The organism is Streptomyces sp. NPDC005533, from assembly GCF_042871845.1.
Lineage (GTDB): Bacteria > Actinomycetota > Actinomycetes > Streptomycetales > Streptomycetaceae > Streptomyces.
Window position 1 is genome coordinate 355,299 of the sequence record NZ_JBIAJH010000001.1, and the last position, 17,197, is coordinate 372,495.

Annotated in this window: 16 protein-coding genes; 5 read left to right on the plus strand and 11 right to left on the minus strand. The window is 71.5% G+C overall.

All coding sequences use genetic code 11. The annotated features are described in order from the left end of the window. The first annotated feature begins 78 nt into the window (after positions 1 to 78). Positions 79 to 1,695: an ABC transporter permease gene (locus tag ACFYP3_RS01630; RefSeq protein ID WP_388825240.1), complete on the plus strand. Its 1,617-nt coding sequence runs from the start codon at positions 79 to 81 to the stop codon at positions 1,693 to 1,695. Beyond that, positions 1,695 to 2,723: an ABC transporter ATP-binding protein gene (locus tag ACFYP3_RS01635; RefSeq protein WP_388824990.1), complete on the plus strand. Its 1,029-nt coding sequence runs from the start codon at positions 1,695 to 1,697 to the stop codon at positions 2,721 to 2,723. The genes ACFYP3_RS01630 and ACFYP3_RS01635 overlap by 1 nt, the downstream gene beginning before the upstream one ends. Here the strand turns inward: ACFYP3_RS01635 and ACFYP3_RS01640 are convergent. The 10 genes from ACFYP3_RS01640 to ACFYP3_RS01685 form a co-directional block, all read right to left on the minus strand. Beyond that, positions 2,720 to 3,970 carry a cytochrome P450 gene (locus tag ACFYP3_RS01640; RefSeq protein WP_388824993.1) on the minus strand — a complete coding sequence of 417 codons (1,251 nt, stop codon included), beginning with the start codon at positions 3,968 to 3,970 and terminating at the stop codon, positions 2,720 to 2,722. The two genes, ACFYP3_RS01635 and ACFYP3_RS01640, sit on opposite strands and share 4 nt — an antisense overlap. A gap of 60 nt (positions 3,971 to 4,030) precedes the next feature. Beyond that, positions 4,031 to 5,437, minus strand: a complete 1,407-nt coding sequence (locus ACFYP3_RS01645; RefSeq protein WP_388824996.1) for an NAD(P)/FAD-dependent oxidoreductase — start codon at positions 5,435 to 5,437, stop codon at positions 4,031 to 4,033. Continuing rightward, a complete protein-coding gene (locus tag ACFYP3_RS01650; protein WP_388824999.1) occupies positions 5,434 to 5,697 on the minus strand; it encodes a ferredoxin in 264 nt (87 codons plus the stop codon). Before ACFYP3_RS01650 ends, ACFYP3_RS01645 begins: the two co-directional genes overlap by 4 nt. A 120-nt stretch (positions 5,698 to 5,817) precedes the next feature. Next, positions 5,818 to 6,468 carry a hypothetical protein gene (locus tag ACFYP3_RS01655; protein ID WP_388825002.1) on the minus strand — a complete coding sequence of 217 codons (651 nt, stop codon included), beginning with the start codon at positions 6,466 to 6,468 and terminating at the stop codon, positions 5,818 to 5,820. A gap of 96 nt (positions 6,469 to 6,564) precedes the next feature. After that, entirely contained in the window at positions 6,565 to 7,470 is a 906-nt protein-coding gene (locus ACFYP3_RS01660) for a hypothetical protein (RefSeq protein WP_388825005.1), read from the minus strand. 80 nt (positions 7,471 to 7,550) lie between these two features. Then, the gene (locus ACFYP3_RS01665) at positions 7,551 to 8,642 is read right to left on the minus strand and encodes an LOG family protein (protein WP_388825008.1); all 1,092 of its coding nucleotides are present in this window, start codon (positions 8,640 to 8,642) and stop codon (positions 7,551 to 7,553) included. Positions 8,643 to 8,668: 26 nt separating this feature from the next. Next, a complete protein-coding gene (locus ACFYP3_RS01670) occupies positions 8,669 to 9,742 on the minus strand; it encodes a hypothetical protein (protein WP_388825011.1) in 1,074 nt (357 codons plus the stop codon). Further along, entirely contained in the window at positions 9,724 to 10,479 is a 756-nt protein-coding gene (locus ACFYP3_RS01675; protein ID WP_388825013.1) for an ABC transporter ATP-binding protein, read from the minus strand. Before ACFYP3_RS01675 ends, ACFYP3_RS01670 begins: the two co-directional genes overlap by 19 nt. 203 nt (positions 10,480 to 10,682) lie before the next feature. Further along, a complete protein-coding gene (locus ACFYP3_RS01680) occupies positions 10,683 to 12,062 on the minus strand; it encodes an aspartate aminotransferase family protein (protein WP_388825016.1) in 1,380 nt (459 codons plus the stop codon). Next, positions 12,047 to 12,550 carry an Lrp/AsnC family transcriptional regulator gene (locus ACFYP3_RS01685; RefSeq protein ID WP_007266859.1) on the minus strand — a complete coding sequence of 168 codons (504 nt, stop codon included), beginning with the start codon at positions 12,548 to 12,550 and terminating at the stop codon, positions 12,047 to 12,049. The genes ACFYP3_RS01680 and ACFYP3_RS01685 overlap by 16 nt, the downstream gene beginning before the upstream one ends. Before the next feature lie 168 nt (positions 12,551 to 12,718). Here ACFYP3_RS01685 and ACFYP3_RS01690 point away from each other — a divergent pair, with 168 nt between their 5' ends. The 3 genes from ACFYP3_RS01690 to ACFYP3_RS01700 all read left to right on the plus strand — a co-directional run bounded on the left by ACFYP3_RS01690 (position 12,719) and on the right by ACFYP3_RS01700 (position 15,971). After that, positions 12,719 to 14,158, plus strand: a complete 1,440-nt coding sequence (locus tag ACFYP3_RS01690) for a gamma-aminobutyraldehyde dehydrogenase (RefSeq protein ID WP_376611195.1) — start codon at positions 12,719 to 12,721, stop codon at positions 14,156 to 14,158. Between the two features lie 92 nt (positions 14,159 to 14,250). Further along, complete coding sequence (locus ACFYP3_RS01695; RefSeq protein WP_388825020.1) at positions 14,251 to 15,429, plus strand: PotD/PotF family extracellular solute-binding protein; 1,179 nt, start codon at positions 14,251 to 14,253, stop codon at positions 15,427 to 15,429. Between the two features lie 77 nt (positions 15,430 to 15,506). Next, the gene (locus tag ACFYP3_RS01700) at positions 15,507 to 15,971 is read left to right on the plus strand and encodes a hypothetical protein (protein ID WP_388825023.1); all 465 of its coding nucleotides are present in this window, start codon (positions 15,507 to 15,509) and stop codon (positions 15,969 to 15,971) included. A gap of 8 nt (positions 15,972 to 15,979) precedes the next feature. Here the strand turns inward: ACFYP3_RS01700 and ACFYP3_RS01705 are convergent, their stop codons facing one another. Next, positions 15,980 to 17,185: a serine hydrolase domain-containing protein gene (locus ACFYP3_RS01705; protein ID WP_388825026.1), complete on the minus strand. Its 1,206-nt coding sequence runs from the start codon at positions 17,183 to 17,185 to the stop codon at positions 15,980 to 15,982. Positions 17,186 to 17,197: the final 12 nt, after the last annotated feature.

The window sequence follows — 17,197 nt, forward strand, 5'->3', positions numbered from 1 at the left end:
GGCGCGGCGTCGGGGGGCGCCGCGCCGGGCCCCGGCCCCCGGGAGGGCGGCCGGGCGACGGCCGTACGGCTCGCCCTCATGGCCGTGCCCCTGGCCTTCTTCGGGCTGTTCTTCGCCTACCCCGTCGCCGCGATCGTCGGCCGCGGCGTCAAGACCGACGAGGGCTGGCAGTTCGGCCGGATCGGCGAGGTGCTGACCCGGCCCGACATCGCCGGCGTGCTGTGGTTCACCACCTGGCAGGCGCTCGCCTCCACCGTGCTCACGCTGCTGATCGCACTCCCCGGCGCGTACGTCTTCGCGCGCTTCGAGTTCCCCGGCAAGCAGCTGCTGCGGGCCGTGGTGACCGTTCCCTTCGTGCTGCCGACCGTGGTCGTCGGCACCGCCTTCCTCGCACTGCTGGGGCGCGGCGGGCTGATGGACGAAACGATGGGGGTCCGGCTCGACACCACCGTCTGGGCGATCCTCCTCGCGCACGTCTTCTTCAACTACGCGGTCGTCGTCCGTACCGTCGGCGGGCTGTGGGCCCAGCTCGATCCGCGCCAGGAGGAGGCCGCCCGGGTGCTGGGCGCAGGGCGGTTCGCCGCCTGGCGGCGCGTGACCCTGCCCGCGCTGGCCCCGTCGGTGGCCGCGGCCTCGCTGATGGTCTTCCTGTTCACCTTCAGCTCCTTCGGCGTCGTCCTGATCCTGGGCGGGCCCGCCTACTCCACCCTGGAGGTGGAGGTCTACCGGCAGACCGCGCAGCTCCTGGACCTGTCGACGGCCGCCGTGCTGACCATGGTGCAGTTCGCCGCGATCGGCGGGATCCTCGCCGTGCACGCCCGGACCGTGCGGCGGCGCGAGACCGCGCTGCGGCTGGTGGACCCGGGCCGGACCACGCACCGGCCCCGCGGCTGGGCGCAGCGCACACTGCTGGGCGCGGTGCTGCTGACCGTGGCGCTGCTGATCGTGCTCCCGCTGGGCGTGCTGGTCGAGCGGTCCTTCGACACCCCCGGCGGATACGGCCTCGGCTTCTACCGCGCCCTCCAGGACGCGGGCGCCGGCGGCGGGACCTTCCTGGTGCCGCCGCTGGAGGCGATCTGGAACTCGCTGCGGTACGCGCTCGCCGCCACCGCGATCGCCCTGTTCGTCGGGGGACTCGCGGCCGCCGCGCTGACCCGGCGCGCGGGCCGCTTCGTACGCGGCTTCGACGCGCTGCTGATGCTGCCCCTCGGGGTGTCCGCCGTGACGGTGGGCTTCGGCTTCCTGATCACCCTGGACGAGCCGCCGCTGGACCTGCGGACCTCGTGGATCCTGGTGCCGCTGGCCCAGGCGCTGGTGGGCGTGCCCTTCGTCGTACGGACCATGCTGCCGGTGCTGCGCGCGGTCGACGGGCGGCTGCGGGAGGCGGCCGCCGTGCTCGGCGCGTCGCCGCTGCGGGCCTGGCGGGAGGTGGACCTGCCGCTGGTGCGGCGGGCGCTGCTGATCGCGGCCGGGTTCGCCTTCGCCGTCTCGCTGGGCGAGTTCGGCGCGACCGTGTTCATCGCGCGGGCGGACCGGCCGACGCTGCCGGTGGCCGTGGCGCGGCTGCTGGGGCGGGCCGGCGAGATGAACTACGGGCAGGCGATGGCCCTGAGCACGATCCTGATGCTGGTGTGCGCAGTGTCCCTGCTGGTGCTGGAGCGACTGCGACCCGACAAGACCTCCGGGGAGTTCTGATGACACTGCTTCAGCTGGAAGGGGTGTCGGTCCGCTTCGGCGAGCGCGCGGTCGTCGACTCCGTGGACCTGGAGGTCGCCGAGCACGAGATCGTATGCGTGCTGGGGCCGAGCGGAAGCGGCAAGTCCACCCTGCTGCGGGTCGTCGCCGGACTCCAGCAGGTGTCCGAGGGCCGGGTGTTGCTGGGCGGGGACGACCAGTCCGACGTGCCCGTGCACCGGCGGGGCGTGGGCCTGATGTTCCAGGACCACCAGCTCTTCCCGCACCGGGACGTCGGCGCGAACGTCTCCTTCGGCCTGCGGATGCGCGGCGGCGCGCGCGCCTCCCACGCGTCCCGGGTCGCGGACCTGCTCGAACTGGTCGGGCTCCCCGGGGCCCAGGGCCGGGCGGTGGCCTCCCTGTCGGGCGGCGAGCAGCAACGGGTCGCGCTGGCCCGGGCCTTGGCGCCGTCGCCCCGGCTGCTGATGCTCGACGAACCGCTGGGACAGCTGGACCGCGGGCTGCGGGAGCGGCTCGTGGTGGAACTGCGGGAGCTGTTCTCCGGGCTGGGCACGACGGTGCTCGCCGTCACCCACGACCAGGGGGAGGCCTTCGCGTTGGCCGACAGGGTCGTCGTGATGAGGGACGGCGGGATCGCGCAGGCCGGGACCCCGCTGGAGGTGTGGCAGCGGCCCGCCTCGGAGTTCGTGGCGCGGTTCCTCGGCTTCGAGAACGTCGTCCCGGCCGTGGTCTCGGGCACGGCGGCCGGGACCCCGTGGGGCAGGGTGGCGGTCCCGGAGGGATCCCCCGAGGGGGAGCAGCGGCTGCTGATCCGCCCGGCCGGGGTGGTGCTCTGCGCGGCCGGCCTGCGGTGCGAGGTGGTGTCCCGCACCTTCCGCGGCACGCACGTCGCGCTGCGGCTGAGGCCCGGGGCCGGGCCGCAGCTGGAGGCGGAGTGCGCACTGGCCGGGGCGCCGGCCGTGGGGGACCGGGTCGCGGTCACCTTCACCCCGTCCGAGGTCGTCGTCCTCCCGCCGGACCCGACCTAGGGACGGATGCCGTCGCAGGCGATCGGCAGGTGGCGCGGGCCGCGCAGGACCGCGTTCTGCCGGTAGGGCGGCGGGTCCTCCAGCAGCCGAGGGTTCTCCAGCCGGCGGGCCAGCTCGCTCAGCGCGAGCTGCGCCTCCTGCCGGGCCAGCGGAGCCCCGAAGCAGCTGTGGATGCCGCTGCCGAGGCCGAGGTGCTGGATGTCCTTGCGGTCGGGGTCGAAGCGGTCGGGGTTCTCGAACCGCTTCGGGTCACGGTTCCCGGAGGCCAGGATCAGCCACAGGGAGGCGCCCTTGGGGATCATGACGCCGGCGACCTCGATGTCGGAGAGGGTGGTGCGCTGGGGGAGCAGCTGCACGGGCGGCTCGTACCGCAGCAGCTCCTCGACGATGGGGACGGACAGACCGGGGTCCTCGCGGAGCCTCTTGAGGACGTCCGGGTGGCGCAGCAGGGTCAGCATCCCGTTGGTGATCAGGTTGACCGTGGTCTCGTGGCCCGCGATCAGCAGCAGCGCGGAGGTGCTGAGCGCCTCCATGGTGGTCATCGACCCGTCCGGGCCGTCGTCGGTCGCCAGCTGGGACAGCATGTCGGTGCCCGGGTTCTTGCGGCGCTCCTCGATCAACCCGGCCAGGTACATGCCCAGTTCCATGCGGGCGTCCATGGCGCCCTTGCCGTGCTCGGTGGGGTCGGCGTCCGGGTCGGGGTCCAGGCTCGCGGCGAGGGTCTCCGCCCAGACGTGGAACTTCGGCTCGTCCTCGTGGGGCACGCCGAGCAGCCGGCAGATGACCGTGACCGGGAAGGGGTAGGCGAACTGGTCGACCAGGTCGACCCGGTCCAGGTTGCCCCTCTCGGAGATCGAGTCGATGAGCCCGGTGACGAGGCCGCCGAGTTCGTCGCGCATGTCGTGCACCCGGTGGGGGCTGTGGGGCGGGCCGAAGGGCCGGTTCGTCATCCGCCGCAGCCGGTCGTGGTCCGGCGGGTCGAGCTTGAGGAAGGACGGCGGCAGGGCCGTCCCGGTCCCCTCGTCCTCGGCCTGGCCCAGCGGGTCGTCCCCGGTGGACTTGAGGTTCTTCGCGTCGGAGCTGATCCGCGGGTCGTGCAGGAGGCTCTGGATCTCGTAGTACGTGCTGACCACGTACGGGCCGTCGCCGTCGTGGGACACCGGGGTCTTGCGGAGCTCCTCGTACAGCGGATACGGGTTCGCGCGGTTCGCGTAGTCGATGATCTCCCGCAGGAGGGCTTGTGTCATGGCGGGTCCTCGTGATCCTCGTGATCCTCGGGGGAGGGCGCGGTGCGGTCCGGGACGCGGTCAGGGGCGCCCGGGGACGAAGGTCATCTTCCGGTCGGCCGGCGAGTAGCCGCTGAGGGTGATGGTCGGCCCGTGCGTCGGCACCGAGGGGTCCGGGAAGTCCGCCGGCACCGGCCTGTGCCCCTCCGGCCTGCGGTCCACCGTGGAGAACTCCGGGGGGAACGGGGCGTTCGTCTCGATCTGGTGCTCGTAGAACGGCAGCCACCGGCAGTTGTCGAAGGTCACGGCGGCGATCACGCGCCCCTGGTACCCGTACACGGCCGCGAACCGGCGCTCCGCGAGCGAGCCCTGCGTGACGAGGAGCTCGGTCCCCATCGGCGGAACCCCGACCGACTTGATGTTCACCCCGAACTGCGAGGACCAGAACGCCGGCACCCACAGGTGGGGGCGGCGGTCCGCGCTCTCACTGAGCATGTTGTGCGCGGCGGTGTCGGCCTGCGCGACCGCGTTGCCCCAGTGCTCCAGGGAGAGGAACTGGTAACCGAACAGGGCGTGCGGGGAACGCGCCACGTCACCCGCCACGTAGATGTCATCGGTCACTATGCCGCGGATGTCGAAGGCCCGGCAGCCCGCGTCGCAGGCGATGCCGCGGGGGCCGGCGCCCAGCCCCGACCCGGCGAGCCACTCGGTGTTGCGCTGCGCGCCGAGCCCGACCACCACCACATCGGCCTCGACGGTGGATCCGTCGGAGAAGTGGGCGGCGCGCACCCGCCCGGAGGGATCGCCCTCCAGCCCGGTCACCATGACACCGGTGCGCAGGTCCACCCCGTTCTCGCGGTGCATCCCGGCCGCGATCTCGCCGATGACCCCGCCGAGCGCGCCGACCAGCGGCGCCGCGCCCCGTTCGGCGACGGTGACCTCCAGGCCGCGTTCCCGGCACGCGGAGGCGATCTCGGACCCGGTGAAGCCGGCTCCGATGACGAGCACCCGGCGGGGGCCGGCGGCGAGGGCCGCTTGGAGCTTCTCGCCGTCGTCGCGGGTGCGCAGGACGAAGACTCCCTTGAGGGCGCCCTCCTCCGGGTTGGGCCAGGGCCGTGCCCGCACTCCGGTGGCGATCAGCAGCCGGTCGTACTCGACCTCGTCGCCGTTGCCGAGCCGGACCCGGCGGGCGGACATGTCCAGTCCCGTGGCGGGGACCCCGAGGCGCCAATCGGCGTCGATCGCGCGGCGGCGGGGGAGCGCCGTGTGGTCGGCCACCGCGTTGCCCAGCAGGACCTGCTTGGACAGCGGGGGCCTGTCGTAGGGTTCGTACGGTTCGTCGCCGATCATCGTGAGCGAACCGGCGAAGCCCTTCTCGCGCATGGTCTCGGCCGCCCGCAGGCCGGCCAGCGAAGCGCCGACGACGACGATGCGCCCCTCGCGCTTGAGCCGCTCCAGGGCTCCGTCGCGTGTTCCTTCACCGGTCACCGCGGGCCTCCGGAACGGGAGCCGGCTCCGGCCACGGCGTCGGGGGACGGCACGTTCGCCATGTCCTCGTCGGTCAGTTCCAGGAGGATCGCACCGACCGGACAGGCGGCCACGGCGCGTTCGACGTTCTCGCGCTGCTCGGCGGCCGCCTCCGGGTTGTAGAGGAGCGACTCGTCGCCGTGCATGGCGAACACGTCGGGAGCGAGGAACGCGCACTGGGCGTATCCCTGGCATCGGTTGAGGTCGACGACAAGCCTCATGACGGTGCTGCCTTTCCCTCGGCTGGGTACCCCGTCACCCCCGAAATCCCCGGATCCTCCCCTTCACCCCAGCATGCACGTGGGGCCCCCGGGCCGCCTGCCGGAGTACACACCCCCAGGTCAGCCCGGGTCAGCCGGGTCAGGGCGGTCGGACCGGGCCGTCCTGGCGGCGGCGCGGCGGGCGCGCAGGATGTGCACGCTGATGACCAGGGCCCAGGCCGGGAACAGCATCTCGGACCAGGGCACGCCGGAACCCACCACGATCAGGATCAGGCCGACGACGGTGCCCAGCAGGGCCAGCGAGCGGGGGAAGACCCCGAGCAGCCGCCCGATGGTCGAGGTCGCGAGGACGAAGACGGCCGCCATCCGCATGGCGTAGGTCGCGAGGAGCACATAGGCGTAGTGGCGGCCGAAGTCGGAGGGCGTGTCCTCGTTCAACACCGTGCCCGCGGCGGCGGCGGAGGCGAACAGCGTGGCCACGAAGACGAATCCGCTGCCGAGGAACACGGTGGCGACGAACCGGTCCTCGGCGTCACCCGTGTGCGCGCGCAGGGCGCCCATGAACCAGAGGAAGAAGATGCCCGCGAAGGGCACGATCTCCAGGGCCACCTGGACGGCCCAGCGTTTGTCCGGGTCGACGGCCGCGTCGGCGGCGTCGCCGGGGACGGCGATCCGCATGAGGACGATCGCCACCCCGAGCAGCAGGGCGAAGCCGACTCCGGCCATCCCGGCGGCGCGCGGTGTCTTCAGCCGATCGGTCGTGGGCTCCATCAGCCCCTCGCTCTCTCCCCCGGTCCAGCAAGCGGCAGCCGCCGCCGCGCCACCACCGGGGGCGGCCGACCGGGTGACGCCCGGCCGGCGGGCGGGTCAGCCGACGGCCTCCGGCACTGGGGTCGGGGCCGCCTCCTGGGCGCCCTCGTGCTTGCCGTACCAGGCGACGGCCACCGCGCCGGCGACGGCCAGGACGAAGCCGAGGACCGCCAGCCAGGCCAGACCCGGACGGGAGGCGTCACCGAGCCAGAGCACGCCGATCGCGCCGGGGAGCACCGTCTCGCCGACGACCAGCGCCGCCGTGGCGCCGTTCACGGAGCCGATCTGGAGGGCGACCGTGTGCAGGTACATGCCGCCGACGCCCGCCACCAGAACGGCGTAGAGGGCCGGGTCGGCAAGGAGGGTGCCGAGGTCGAACGGGTCGACGCCGTCCAGGATCCGGACGCCGACGCCGAGCGCGCCGAAGCCCAGGCCCGACAGCAGGCCCGCCAGGATCGCCGCCCCGCCGCCGAGGAGGCGTACCGCGACCGTGCCGCCGACCATGAGCAGCACGGTGATCCCCAACAGCCACCAGTGCGTGGACATCGGTGCGTGGTGGCCGCCCTCGTGGCCCGCCGCCGTCGCGAGCAGCACCAGCGCCGTGCAGACGACGCCGATCGAGGTCCACTCCTTCCGGCTCAGCCGGATGCCCAGCATCTTCACGCTCAGCACGGCCGTGATCACCAGGTTGGCGCTGATCACCGTCTGCGAGAGGAACAGGGGAAGGAGGCGGGCCGCCAGGGCGCCCAGCCCGAAGCCCACGAAGTCCAGGATCGTGCCGACGATGAACTCCCAGGTCATCGCCGCTTTCGCGGTGGACGACAGATTGGGTCCGCCGTGGGCGGTCACCCCGGCGGCGGTGGGCGACATCCGGGCGGCGCGGCGCGATCCGACGGCTTGCAGCACGGATCCCGTGCCGTAGCAGATGGACGCCGCGACAGCGGTCAGCAGGCCTATGAGCACCAAGGGCTCCGTTCACGTCTGGCAGGTTTTGCGGTACCTCTGCCAGACGTGCGAACGGCCCGCGAAGTTGCTTCCGGAGCTCAGCTCATCGAGGCGAGGACGCCGGGGACCTCGTCCACCGAGTCGACCAGCGCGATCCGGGACTCCATGGCGCGGCCGCGGGCGAGCGCCCGGAGCAGCGGCCAGACAGGGAGGTGCTCGGTCCAGTGCTCGCGGTCGACCAGGACCATCGGCGCCGGCTCGCCCCGGGACCCGTAGTAGTTCGGCGTGGCGCTGTCGAAGACCTCCTGGACCGTGCCCGCCGCACCGGGCAGGAAGACCACGCCCGCGGTGGAGCGGGCCAGCAGCCCGTCCTCCCGGGTGGCGTTCGCGAAGTACTTCGCGATGTGCGCGGCGAAGGCGTTCGGCGGCTCGTGCCCGTAGAACCAGGTCGGGATGCCCACCGAGTCGCCGCCGGCCGGCCAGCGCTCCCGTACGGCGAAGGCCGCGCGCGCCCAGTCGGACACCGACGGGGTGAAGGACGGGGCCTTGGCCAGCAGCTCCAGGGCCTCCGCGAGGGCATCGTCGGGGGCCGGGGCCAGGTAGGCGCCGAGGTTGGCGGCCTCCATCGCGCCGGGGCCGCCGCCGGTGGCCACGGTCAGCCCGGACCGGGTCAGGGCCCGGCCCAGCTCCGCGGCGCCGCGGTAGTCCGTACCGCCGCGGGACATGGCGTGGCCGCCCATCACGCCGACGACCCGGGCGCCGGCGAGGTGCTCGTCGAGGGCGTCGGAGACGGCGTCGTCGTGGATGGAGCGGAGCATGGAGGAGAAGACGTCGCCGTCGGCCTTGGTCTCCTGGAACCAGGCGTAGGCCAGGGCGTCCGGGGTGGCCTCGTACCCGTCGGGGAGTCCGTCGAACAGCTCCTCGGGCGTGTAGAGCAGCCCCCGGTACGGGTTGAACGGCAGGTCCGGGACCGGCGGGAAGACCAGCGCGCCGTCGGCGCGGACCTTCACCGAGGCATCGGGCTCCATCGCGCAGCCCAGGAACACGGCTGCCGAGGTGTCGGCGGAGAGCAGCGCGAAGGTCCGCTCCAGCAGGTTGACCGACTGGATCCGGTAGCCGCTGAGCGAGCCGCGTGCCACGACCTGGTCGAATTCGGCGAGCGTCTCTATCTCGATGTCTGCGTTGACCATTCGGCCCACCCTAAGGGCTGCTCGCGTCAGCGGGTCAGTGCCAGCGACGTCAGCTGCGCCACACCCCAGCTGAGCGGAACGCACACCGCCACGAGCGCGCCGGCCCGCAGACTCGCCGCCGTACGCAGGACCTTGGCGGGCGCGCCGAGGTCGAGCAGGGCCTCCCGCGCGGCGCCCCGGCTGCGGCGCGCCTCCACCGCGGATGTGAGAAGGGTCGCGGCCGCGCACAGGGCCACCAGTGCGGCGGCCGGCCCGGTCAGCGGTCCCAGCGGGGCGAGCGGCCCGCCCTGCCCGCGCAGGGCCACGGCGGTCAGGGCGCCCGCACCGACCGAGCACAGCACGCCGAGCGGCGGGCCGATCCGGGGCGCCTCCTCCTGGAGGACCCGCCCGGCGAGCAGCCGCAGCGCGCCGGGGCGCACGGCCTGGATCAGGCTCCCGGAGGCGTAGGCGAAGCCCGGCCCGGCGAGGGCGAGGCCGATCGCGGTCAGTGACCAGCCGGCGAGCATCCCGGGGCCGCTGCGGCCCGCGTAGGCCTCGGCGGCGAACCCGCAGGCGGTCAGCGCGATCCCCCAGGGCAGGCCGGTCTGCGGGGCGAGCGGCCGGTGCGGGCGCAGGGCGAGGGCGGTGGCGGCCGCGGCGGTCAGCGGGACCAGGGCCAGCAGGGTGAGGGCTCCGGCCACGGGCAGCGGCTGGTCGGCGTGGAGCAGCGCGGCCCCGGCTCCGTCGAACGGCAGTCCGGCCAGGTCCCCGCGCAGGTGGAGGAAGGCGGCCAGGGCCAGGGCGCTGCCCAGGGTGCAGGCGACGGCGGTGGAGATCGCGGCGACGAGGACGAGGCGTACGGGTCCGGGTCCGACGGCGTCCAGGCCCGCGCGGGGGCGGTTCGCCGGGTCGGCGCGGGCCACGACCACGGCGAAGTGGACGGTGACGGCCACCGGGATCAGCGCCCAGAGCAGGCGAGGGAACGATCCGGCGGGCCGGGCCACGGCCCCGGCGAGTACGGAGAGCAGCAGGAACCCGGTCCCGGCCGACGCGGCGGCGACCAGGAGCCGGCGCAGCTGGACGAGCGGCCGGGAACCGCGGGCTAGGCGGAGAGCGAGCACGCGGCCTGGCCCTCCGGGGTGTCGTGGGCGGCGGAGGAGACGGCCGCGGCCCCCGCGAGCCGGCCGTCGAGCATCGCCAGCCGGCGGTCCGCGACGGCCGCGGTGGACTCGTCGTCGGTGGCCAGCAGCACGGTGACCTCGTGGGAGCGGGCCGCGGTGGTGAGGGCCCGGAGCAGCAGGGCCCGCTCGGCGCGGTGCAGCGGGGCGGTGGGCTCGTCGGCGAAGATCACCGCGGGCTCGTTGACCAGGGCGCGGGCCAGGGCGACGCGCTGACCCTCGGCCCGGGTGAGGGAAGCCGGGCGCTTGCGGGCGAGACCGCCGATGTCGAGGCGGTCCAGCCAGGCGCAGGTGGCGTTCTTGGCGGCGCGGTGGGAGGCGCCGGCGAGGAGCAGCGGCAGCGCGGCGTTCTCCCAGACCTTCAGCTCGGGCAGCAACTGCGGCTCCGGGCCGATCCAGCCGAAGCGGTCGCGGCGCAGCCGTTCGCGGGCCGTCGCGCCCATGGTGTGCACGGGGACGCTGTTGAACCAGACCTCGCCCTCGGGCCGCAGCTGCCCGGACAGGCAGCGGAGCAGCGTGGTCTTGCCGCTGCCGCGGGGACCGGTCAGGGCCAGGATCTCGCCCTGGCGTACGGCCACGGAGACCCCGACGAGGGCGGGGGATCCGTCGTGGGAGTACTGAAGGGACCGAGCCCAGAGAACGTCATTGTCAGGCGGGGCTGTGTCCGGTGGAGCCACCATGGCGTACACCTCCGTCCGGGGGAACGAAGCGGAGCCGGTTCGGTCACTGGCGCCGCACTGCGATGTAAAGAGATGAACGTCCTGGATGGCGACAGCACACGGCCCGAACCCCCGCGTTCTCACTCGAACGGGGGATCCGGGCCGTGTGATCGGACTATTGCAGCCTGGGACGATTTACATCCCGGCCGGCCGGGCGGGCCTGTTTACAGCTTCGTCCACGCCTCGGTGAGCACCGAGCGCAGGATGCCCTCGATCTCGTCGAAGGTGCCCTGGTCCGCGATCAGCGGCGGCGCGAGCTGGATGACCGGGTCGCCACGGTCGTCGGCCCGGCAGTACAGGCCGTTCTCGAAGAGCGCCTTGGAGAGGAAGCCGTAGAGCACGCGCTCCGTCTCCTCGTCCGTGAAGGACTCCTTCGTTTCCTTGTCCTTGACGAGCTCGATGCCGTAGAAGTAGCCGTTGCCGCGGACGTCGCCGACGATCGGCAGGTCGTGCAGCTTCTTCAGCGTCGAGAAGAAGGCGCCCTCGTTGTCCAGCACGTGCTGGTTGAGGCCTTCCTTGTCGAAGATGTCGAGGTTGGCCAGCGCGACCGCCGAGGAGACCGGGTGGCCGCCGAAGGTGTAGCCGTGCAGGAAGGTGTTGTCGCCCCTGTAGAAGGGCTCCGCGAGGCGGTCGGAGATGATGCAGGCGCCGATCGGGGAGTAGCCCGAGGTCATGCCCTTGGCGCAGGTGATCATGTCCGGCACGTAGTCGAACTTGTCACAGGCGAACATGGTGCCCAGACGGCCGAAGGCGCAGATCGTCTCGTCGGAGACGAGCAGGACGTCGTACTCGTCGCAGATCTCGCGGACCCGCTGGAAGTACCCGGGCGGCGGCGGGAAGCAGCCACCGGCGTTCTGCACCGGCTCCAGGAAGACGGCGGCGACGGTGTCGGCGCCCTCGAAGAGGATCTCCTGCTCGATCTGGTCGGCGCACCAGCGGCCGTAGGCCTCGGGGTCGTCGCCGTAGATCGGGGCGCGGTAGATGTTGGTGTTCGGCACCTTGTGCGCGCCGGGTACCAGCGGCTCGAAGGGGGCCTTCAGGGCCGGCAGGCCGGTGATCGACAGGGCGCCCTGCGGGGTGCCGTGGTAGGCGACCGCACGCGAGATGACCTTGTACTTGGTGTGCTTGCCCTGCAGCTTGAAGTACTGCTTGGCGAGCTTCCAGGCGGTCTCGACGGCCTCGCCGCCCCCGGTGGTGAAGAAGACCTTGTTCAGGTCGCCCGGGGCGTAGTGGGCGAGGCGCTCGGCGAGCTCGACGGCCTTGGGGTGCGCGTACGACCAGATGGGGAAGAACGCGAGTTCCTGGGCCTGCTTGTACGCGACCTCGGCCAGTTCCTTGCGGCCGTGACCGGCGTTGACCACGAACAGGCCGGCGAGGCCGTCGAGGTAGCGCTTGCCCTTGTCGTCCCAGATGTAGGTGCCCTCGCCCCGGACGATGGTGGGGACGGGGGAGTTCTCGTAGGACGACATGCGGGTGAAGTGCATCCACAAGTGGTCGTACGCGGTCTTGGAGAGGTCCTGGCTCACGGTTATCGGGTTCCCCACATGTAGGTCTGCTTCTTCAGCTTCAGGTAAACGAAGCTTTCGGTTGATCGCACGCCGGGGAGCGTGCGGATCTTCTTGTTGATCGTTTCGAGCAGGTGGTCGTCGTCCTCGCAGACGATCTCCACCATCAGGTCGAAGGACCCTGCGGTCATCACCACGTACTCGCACTCGGCCATGGCGGTCAGTGCATCGGCCACCGGGTCGAGGTCGCCCTCGACGTTGATGCCGACCATGGCCTGGCGTCGCAGGCCCACGGTGAGCGGGTCGGTGACGGCGACGATCTGCATGACGCCCTGGTCGAGCAGCTTCTGCACGCGCTGGCGCACGGCAGCTTCGGAGAGGCCGACGGCCTTGCCGATCGATGCGTAGGGACGGCGGCCGTCCTCCTGCAGTTGCTCGATGATCGCCAGGGACACAGCATCGACCGAAGGGGACGGTTGTCTGTTCCTGGAATCTGCGCTTCGACTGACCACGACCTCACTGTGCACGAGGGTCGTCTGTTCCGCAAGACCGAACCGATGAAATTCGTTGTTTGCGCTCGCCGATCTCACTGATTTCGTAGTTGATGGCGTCTGGGTCTGTCGAAAGCCTCCGCCTAGGGGCTAGGCTTGGCTTTTGTCTCAATCGTTGGACATGTGATCAGGAGTGTGGCTGTAGTGACCACCGAACTGCGTCGTCTGCGCAACTACATCGGCGGGGAGTTCAAGGACGCCGCCGACGGGCGGACCACCGAGGTGGTCAACCCGGCCACCGGCGAGGTGTACGCCACGGCCCCGCTGTCGGGCCAGGCCGACGTCGACGCCGCCATGGCCGCCGCCGCGGCGGCTTTCCCGGGTTGGCGCGACACCACCCCCGCCGAGCGTCAGAAGGCGCTGCTGAAGATCGCGGACGCCTTCGAGGCGCGCGCGGACGAGCTCGTAGCCGCGGAGTCGGAGAACACCGGCAAGCCGCTGGGCCTCACGGCCAGCGAGGAGCTGCCGCCGATGGTGGACCAGATCCGCTTCTTCGCGGGCGCCGCCCGTCTGCTGGAGGGCCGCTCGGCCGGCGAGTACATGGAGGGGATGACCTCGATCATCCGCCGTGAGCCGGTCGGTGTCTGCGCCCAGGTCGCGCCGTGGAACTACCCGATGATGATGGCCGTGTGGAAGTTCGCCCCGGCCATCGCGGCGGGCAACACCGTCGTGCTCAAGCCCTCGGACACCACCCCGGCCTCCACCGTGCTGATGGCGGAGATCATCGACTCGGTCCTGCCCAAGGGCGTCTTCAACGTCGTCTGCGGCGACCGCGAGACCGGCAAGGCCATGGTCGAGCACTCCACCCCGGCGATGGCCTCCATCACCGGCTCGGTGCGCGCCGGCATGCAGGTCGCCGAGAGCGCCTCCAAGGACGTCAAGCGCGTCCACCTGGAGCTCGGCGGCAAGGCCCCGGTCGTCGTCTTCGAGGACGCCGACATCCCGAAGGCCGTCGAGGACATCGCGGTCGCCGGCTACTTCAACGCCGGCCAGGACTGCACCGCCGCCACCCGCGTGCTCGTGCACGAGTCGATCCACGACGAGTTCGTGGCCGCGCTCGCCAAGGCCGCCACGGACACGAAGACCGGCCAGCCGGACGACGAGGACGTGCTGTACGGCCCGCTGAACAACCCGAACCAGCTCAAGCAGGTCGCGGGCTTCATCGAGCGGCTCCCCGCGCACGCCAAGGTCGAGGCGGGTGGCCACCAGGTCGGTGAGAAGGGCTTCTTCTACGCCCCGACCGTGGTCTCCGGCCTCAAGCAGGACGACGAGATCATCCAGAACGAGGTCTTCGGCCCCGTCATCACCGTCCAGTCCTTCACGGACGAGGCCCAGGCCCTGGAGTACGCGAACGGCGTCGAGTTCGCCCTCGCCTCCTCGGTGTGGACCAAGGACCACGGCCGTGCGATGCGCATGTCCAAGAACCTCGACTTCGGCTGCGTGTGGATCAACACCCACATCCCGCTCGTCGCCGAGATGCCGCACGGCGGCTTCAAGAAGTCCGGCTACGGCAAGGACCTCTCCGCCTACGGCTTCGAGGACTACACGCGCATCAAGCACGTCATGACCTCGCTCGACGGCTGATCGGCCGCATCGATCACAGCACAGCGTTGATGGGGCGGGCAGTAGACAACATGTCTATTGCCCGCCCTTCCGCGTTCCCCGAGGCTGTGCCCATGCCTGAACTCGCCTTCTCCCGCCGTGCGGCGCTGTGCGGCCTCGGTGCCGCGGGCCTGTCGGCCGCCCTCGTCGGCTGTGGTGTGCCGGCCGCCTACGTTCCCGAGGAACGGCGTACCGGACCGGACCGGTCCGAGCGGGACCGGAGCGTCGCCTTCTCCAACTGGCCGCTCTACATCGACACCGACGAGGAGGACGAGGAGCGCCGGCCGACGCTGGAAGCCTTCTCGGAGCACACCGGCATCGAGGTCCGGTACACCGAGGAGATCAACGACAACGACGAGTTCTTCGGCAAGGTCAGCCCGGCCCTGATGAACCACCAGGAGACCGGCCACGACCTGGTCGTGGTCAGCGACTGGATGGCCGCCCGCTTCGTCCACCTGGGCTGGGCCCAGAAGCTGGACCGCTCGGCGCAGCCCAACGTGTCCCGGCACCTCGACCCGCAGCTGCGGTCCCCCGCCTTCGACGAGGGCCGGCTGCACACCGTGCCCTGGCAGTCGGGCATCACCGGCATCGCCTACAACCGCAAGGCCCTGGGCCGGGAGATCAAGTCGGTCAAGGACCTGTGGCACCCGGACCTGGCGGGTCGCGTCACCCTCTTCTCCGGACTCGACGAGTCCTTCTCGCTCCTGATGCAGGGCAACGGCGTGGACGTCACCCGCTGGACCGAGTCCGACTTCCACCGGATGTGCGACCAGGTCGAGAGCATGGTGAAGAAGAAGCACATCCGCCGCTTCACCGGCAACGACTACACCTCCGATCTGAGCAAGGGCGACGTCCTCGCCTGCCAGGCCTACTCCGGTGACGCCATCCAGCTCCAGGCCGACAACCCGGACATCGAGTTCGTGGTCCCCGAGGAGGGGGCCGAACTCTGGGCGGAGAGCCTGCTCGTCCCCAACCTGGCCCGCCACAAGGCCAATGCCGAGGCCCTGATCGACTACTACTACGACCCGGCGGTGGCCGCGTCACTGGCCGCCTCCGTCAACTACGTCTGCCCGGTCCCGGCCGCCCGCGAGGTCCTGGCCGGCTCCGACGACAAGGAGACCGCCGAACTGGCCGAGAACCCGCTGATCTTCCCGGACGACGAGATGCGCAAGCGGCTGGTGGTGTCCCGCGACATCTCCTCGGCCGAGCGCCGCTCCCTCGCCAGGCGCTGGAACGCGATCGTCGGGCTCTGATCACGGTCCGGCCACGGAACTGAACGCGTTCAGCAATTTGGCTGAACGTGTTCAGAAACTTCCGTAGGCTTACTCCCATGAGCGAGAGAAGCGCCCTTCAGCGGCGGATCCGTGCCTGGTTGACCCTGTTCCTCATCTGCCTGGTGCTGAGCGGCCTCACCGCCTTCCCCCTGGTCACCGAACTCCACTGGGCCAACTCCCTCGTGGACAACGACTGGGTGCGGCGGGTGGGCGACGGCCTGGACCGGGCCGATGCCGAATACCCCTTCCTCCTCTACGGAACCGACTGGCTCGCCTTCGCCCACCTCGTCATCGCCGTCTTCTTCTACGGCGTCCACCGCGACCCCGTCCGCAACATCTGGATCGTCGAGGCCGGCATGATCGCCTGTGCCGGAGTGATACCCCTGGCCCTGATCTGCGGCCCGATCCGGGGCATCCCCATCTGGTGGAGCGTCATCGACATGTCGTTCGGCGTCTTCGGCGTCATCCCCCTGCTCGTGCTCCGCCGCATGATCAAGCGCCTGGAGGCGATGCCCGCCTAGCCGGGCCCCTATCGTGCGAAGGCCGCCATCACGATGTCGAAGGCCACCTTGTTCATGTCCTGGCCTTTGGCGTCGGTGGAGTTCACCGAATACACGAGCGTGCGGGACAGGTCGCGGGTCCCGCCGATCGCGGTGTTGTAGCCATGGCGGCCGCCCGTCTTTCCCCAGGCCACCCTGCCGTCGGGCAGGACGAACCGCTTCATCCCCGCGGTCAGTTCGGCAGGGGCGCCGGTGGTGAAGTCCGCCACCGCCGGCACCGTGAACATCTCCTCCAGCTGGGCCTTCGGCACGATTCGCCCGGCGAACAGGGCCGTGGTGAAGCGCTCCAGGTCCGCCGTGGTCGACATGAGGTCGCCGGCGGCCCACTCCCGGGACGAACCCCACTCGGTCACATCGACCAGCATCCGGCCGCCGTCGGCCTTCGCCACCGCCTGGTAACCGTGGTTGTGCGGACCCGGTATGCGGGTCTGCCCGGGAGCCGGCAGCGAGGTGTGACGCAGGCCCAGGGGCTTGAATATCCGGGCGGTGAGGGCCTTCTCGTACGACGTGCCCGTCACCTTCTCGATCAGTACGCCCAGGATCGTGTAGTCGATGTTGAGGTAGTGCTGCCTGGTCCCAGGGTCGAACTCCGGCCCCTTCGCCACCGCGTTGGCGATCAGGGCGCGCGGATCCTCCACGTCGAACCGGTGGGCGTACGCCTGCGCGAAGGAATCCCCCGGACCGTCGGCCGACCGGATGCCGCTCGTGTAGTTGAGCAACTGCCGCACGCTGACCGGCTTGAACGTCGCCGGCAGCAGACCCGGCAGGTACTCCTGCACCGGACGGTCCAGATCCACCGAGCCCTCGGCGGCCAGCTGGAGCACCACCGCCGCCGTGAAGGTCTTGGTCACCGACCCCACCCGGAACCGGCCCTGCTCCAGGGCCGCGCGCCCCGTACGGACATCGGCGACACCGGAACTTCCCTGCCAGGTGCCGCTGCTGCCGCCCACGCGGACCAGAGCGGCGGTCGCGTCCCGGTGATCCGGACCCAGCCCGGCGATGGCCTTCTCCAGCGCGGCGACGTCGGGCGGCGTGGGAATCTCCGGCGCGACCCGCGCGTCGGAAACCGGGGCCGGAGCCGGGGCCGAGGCCGGAGCGGCGTGGGCGACGGTCGGGCCGGACGCGATCCCGAGGACCAGAGCGGCGGCGATCAGCGTGCGCGTACGTGCGTTCATGGCGGTGTGCTC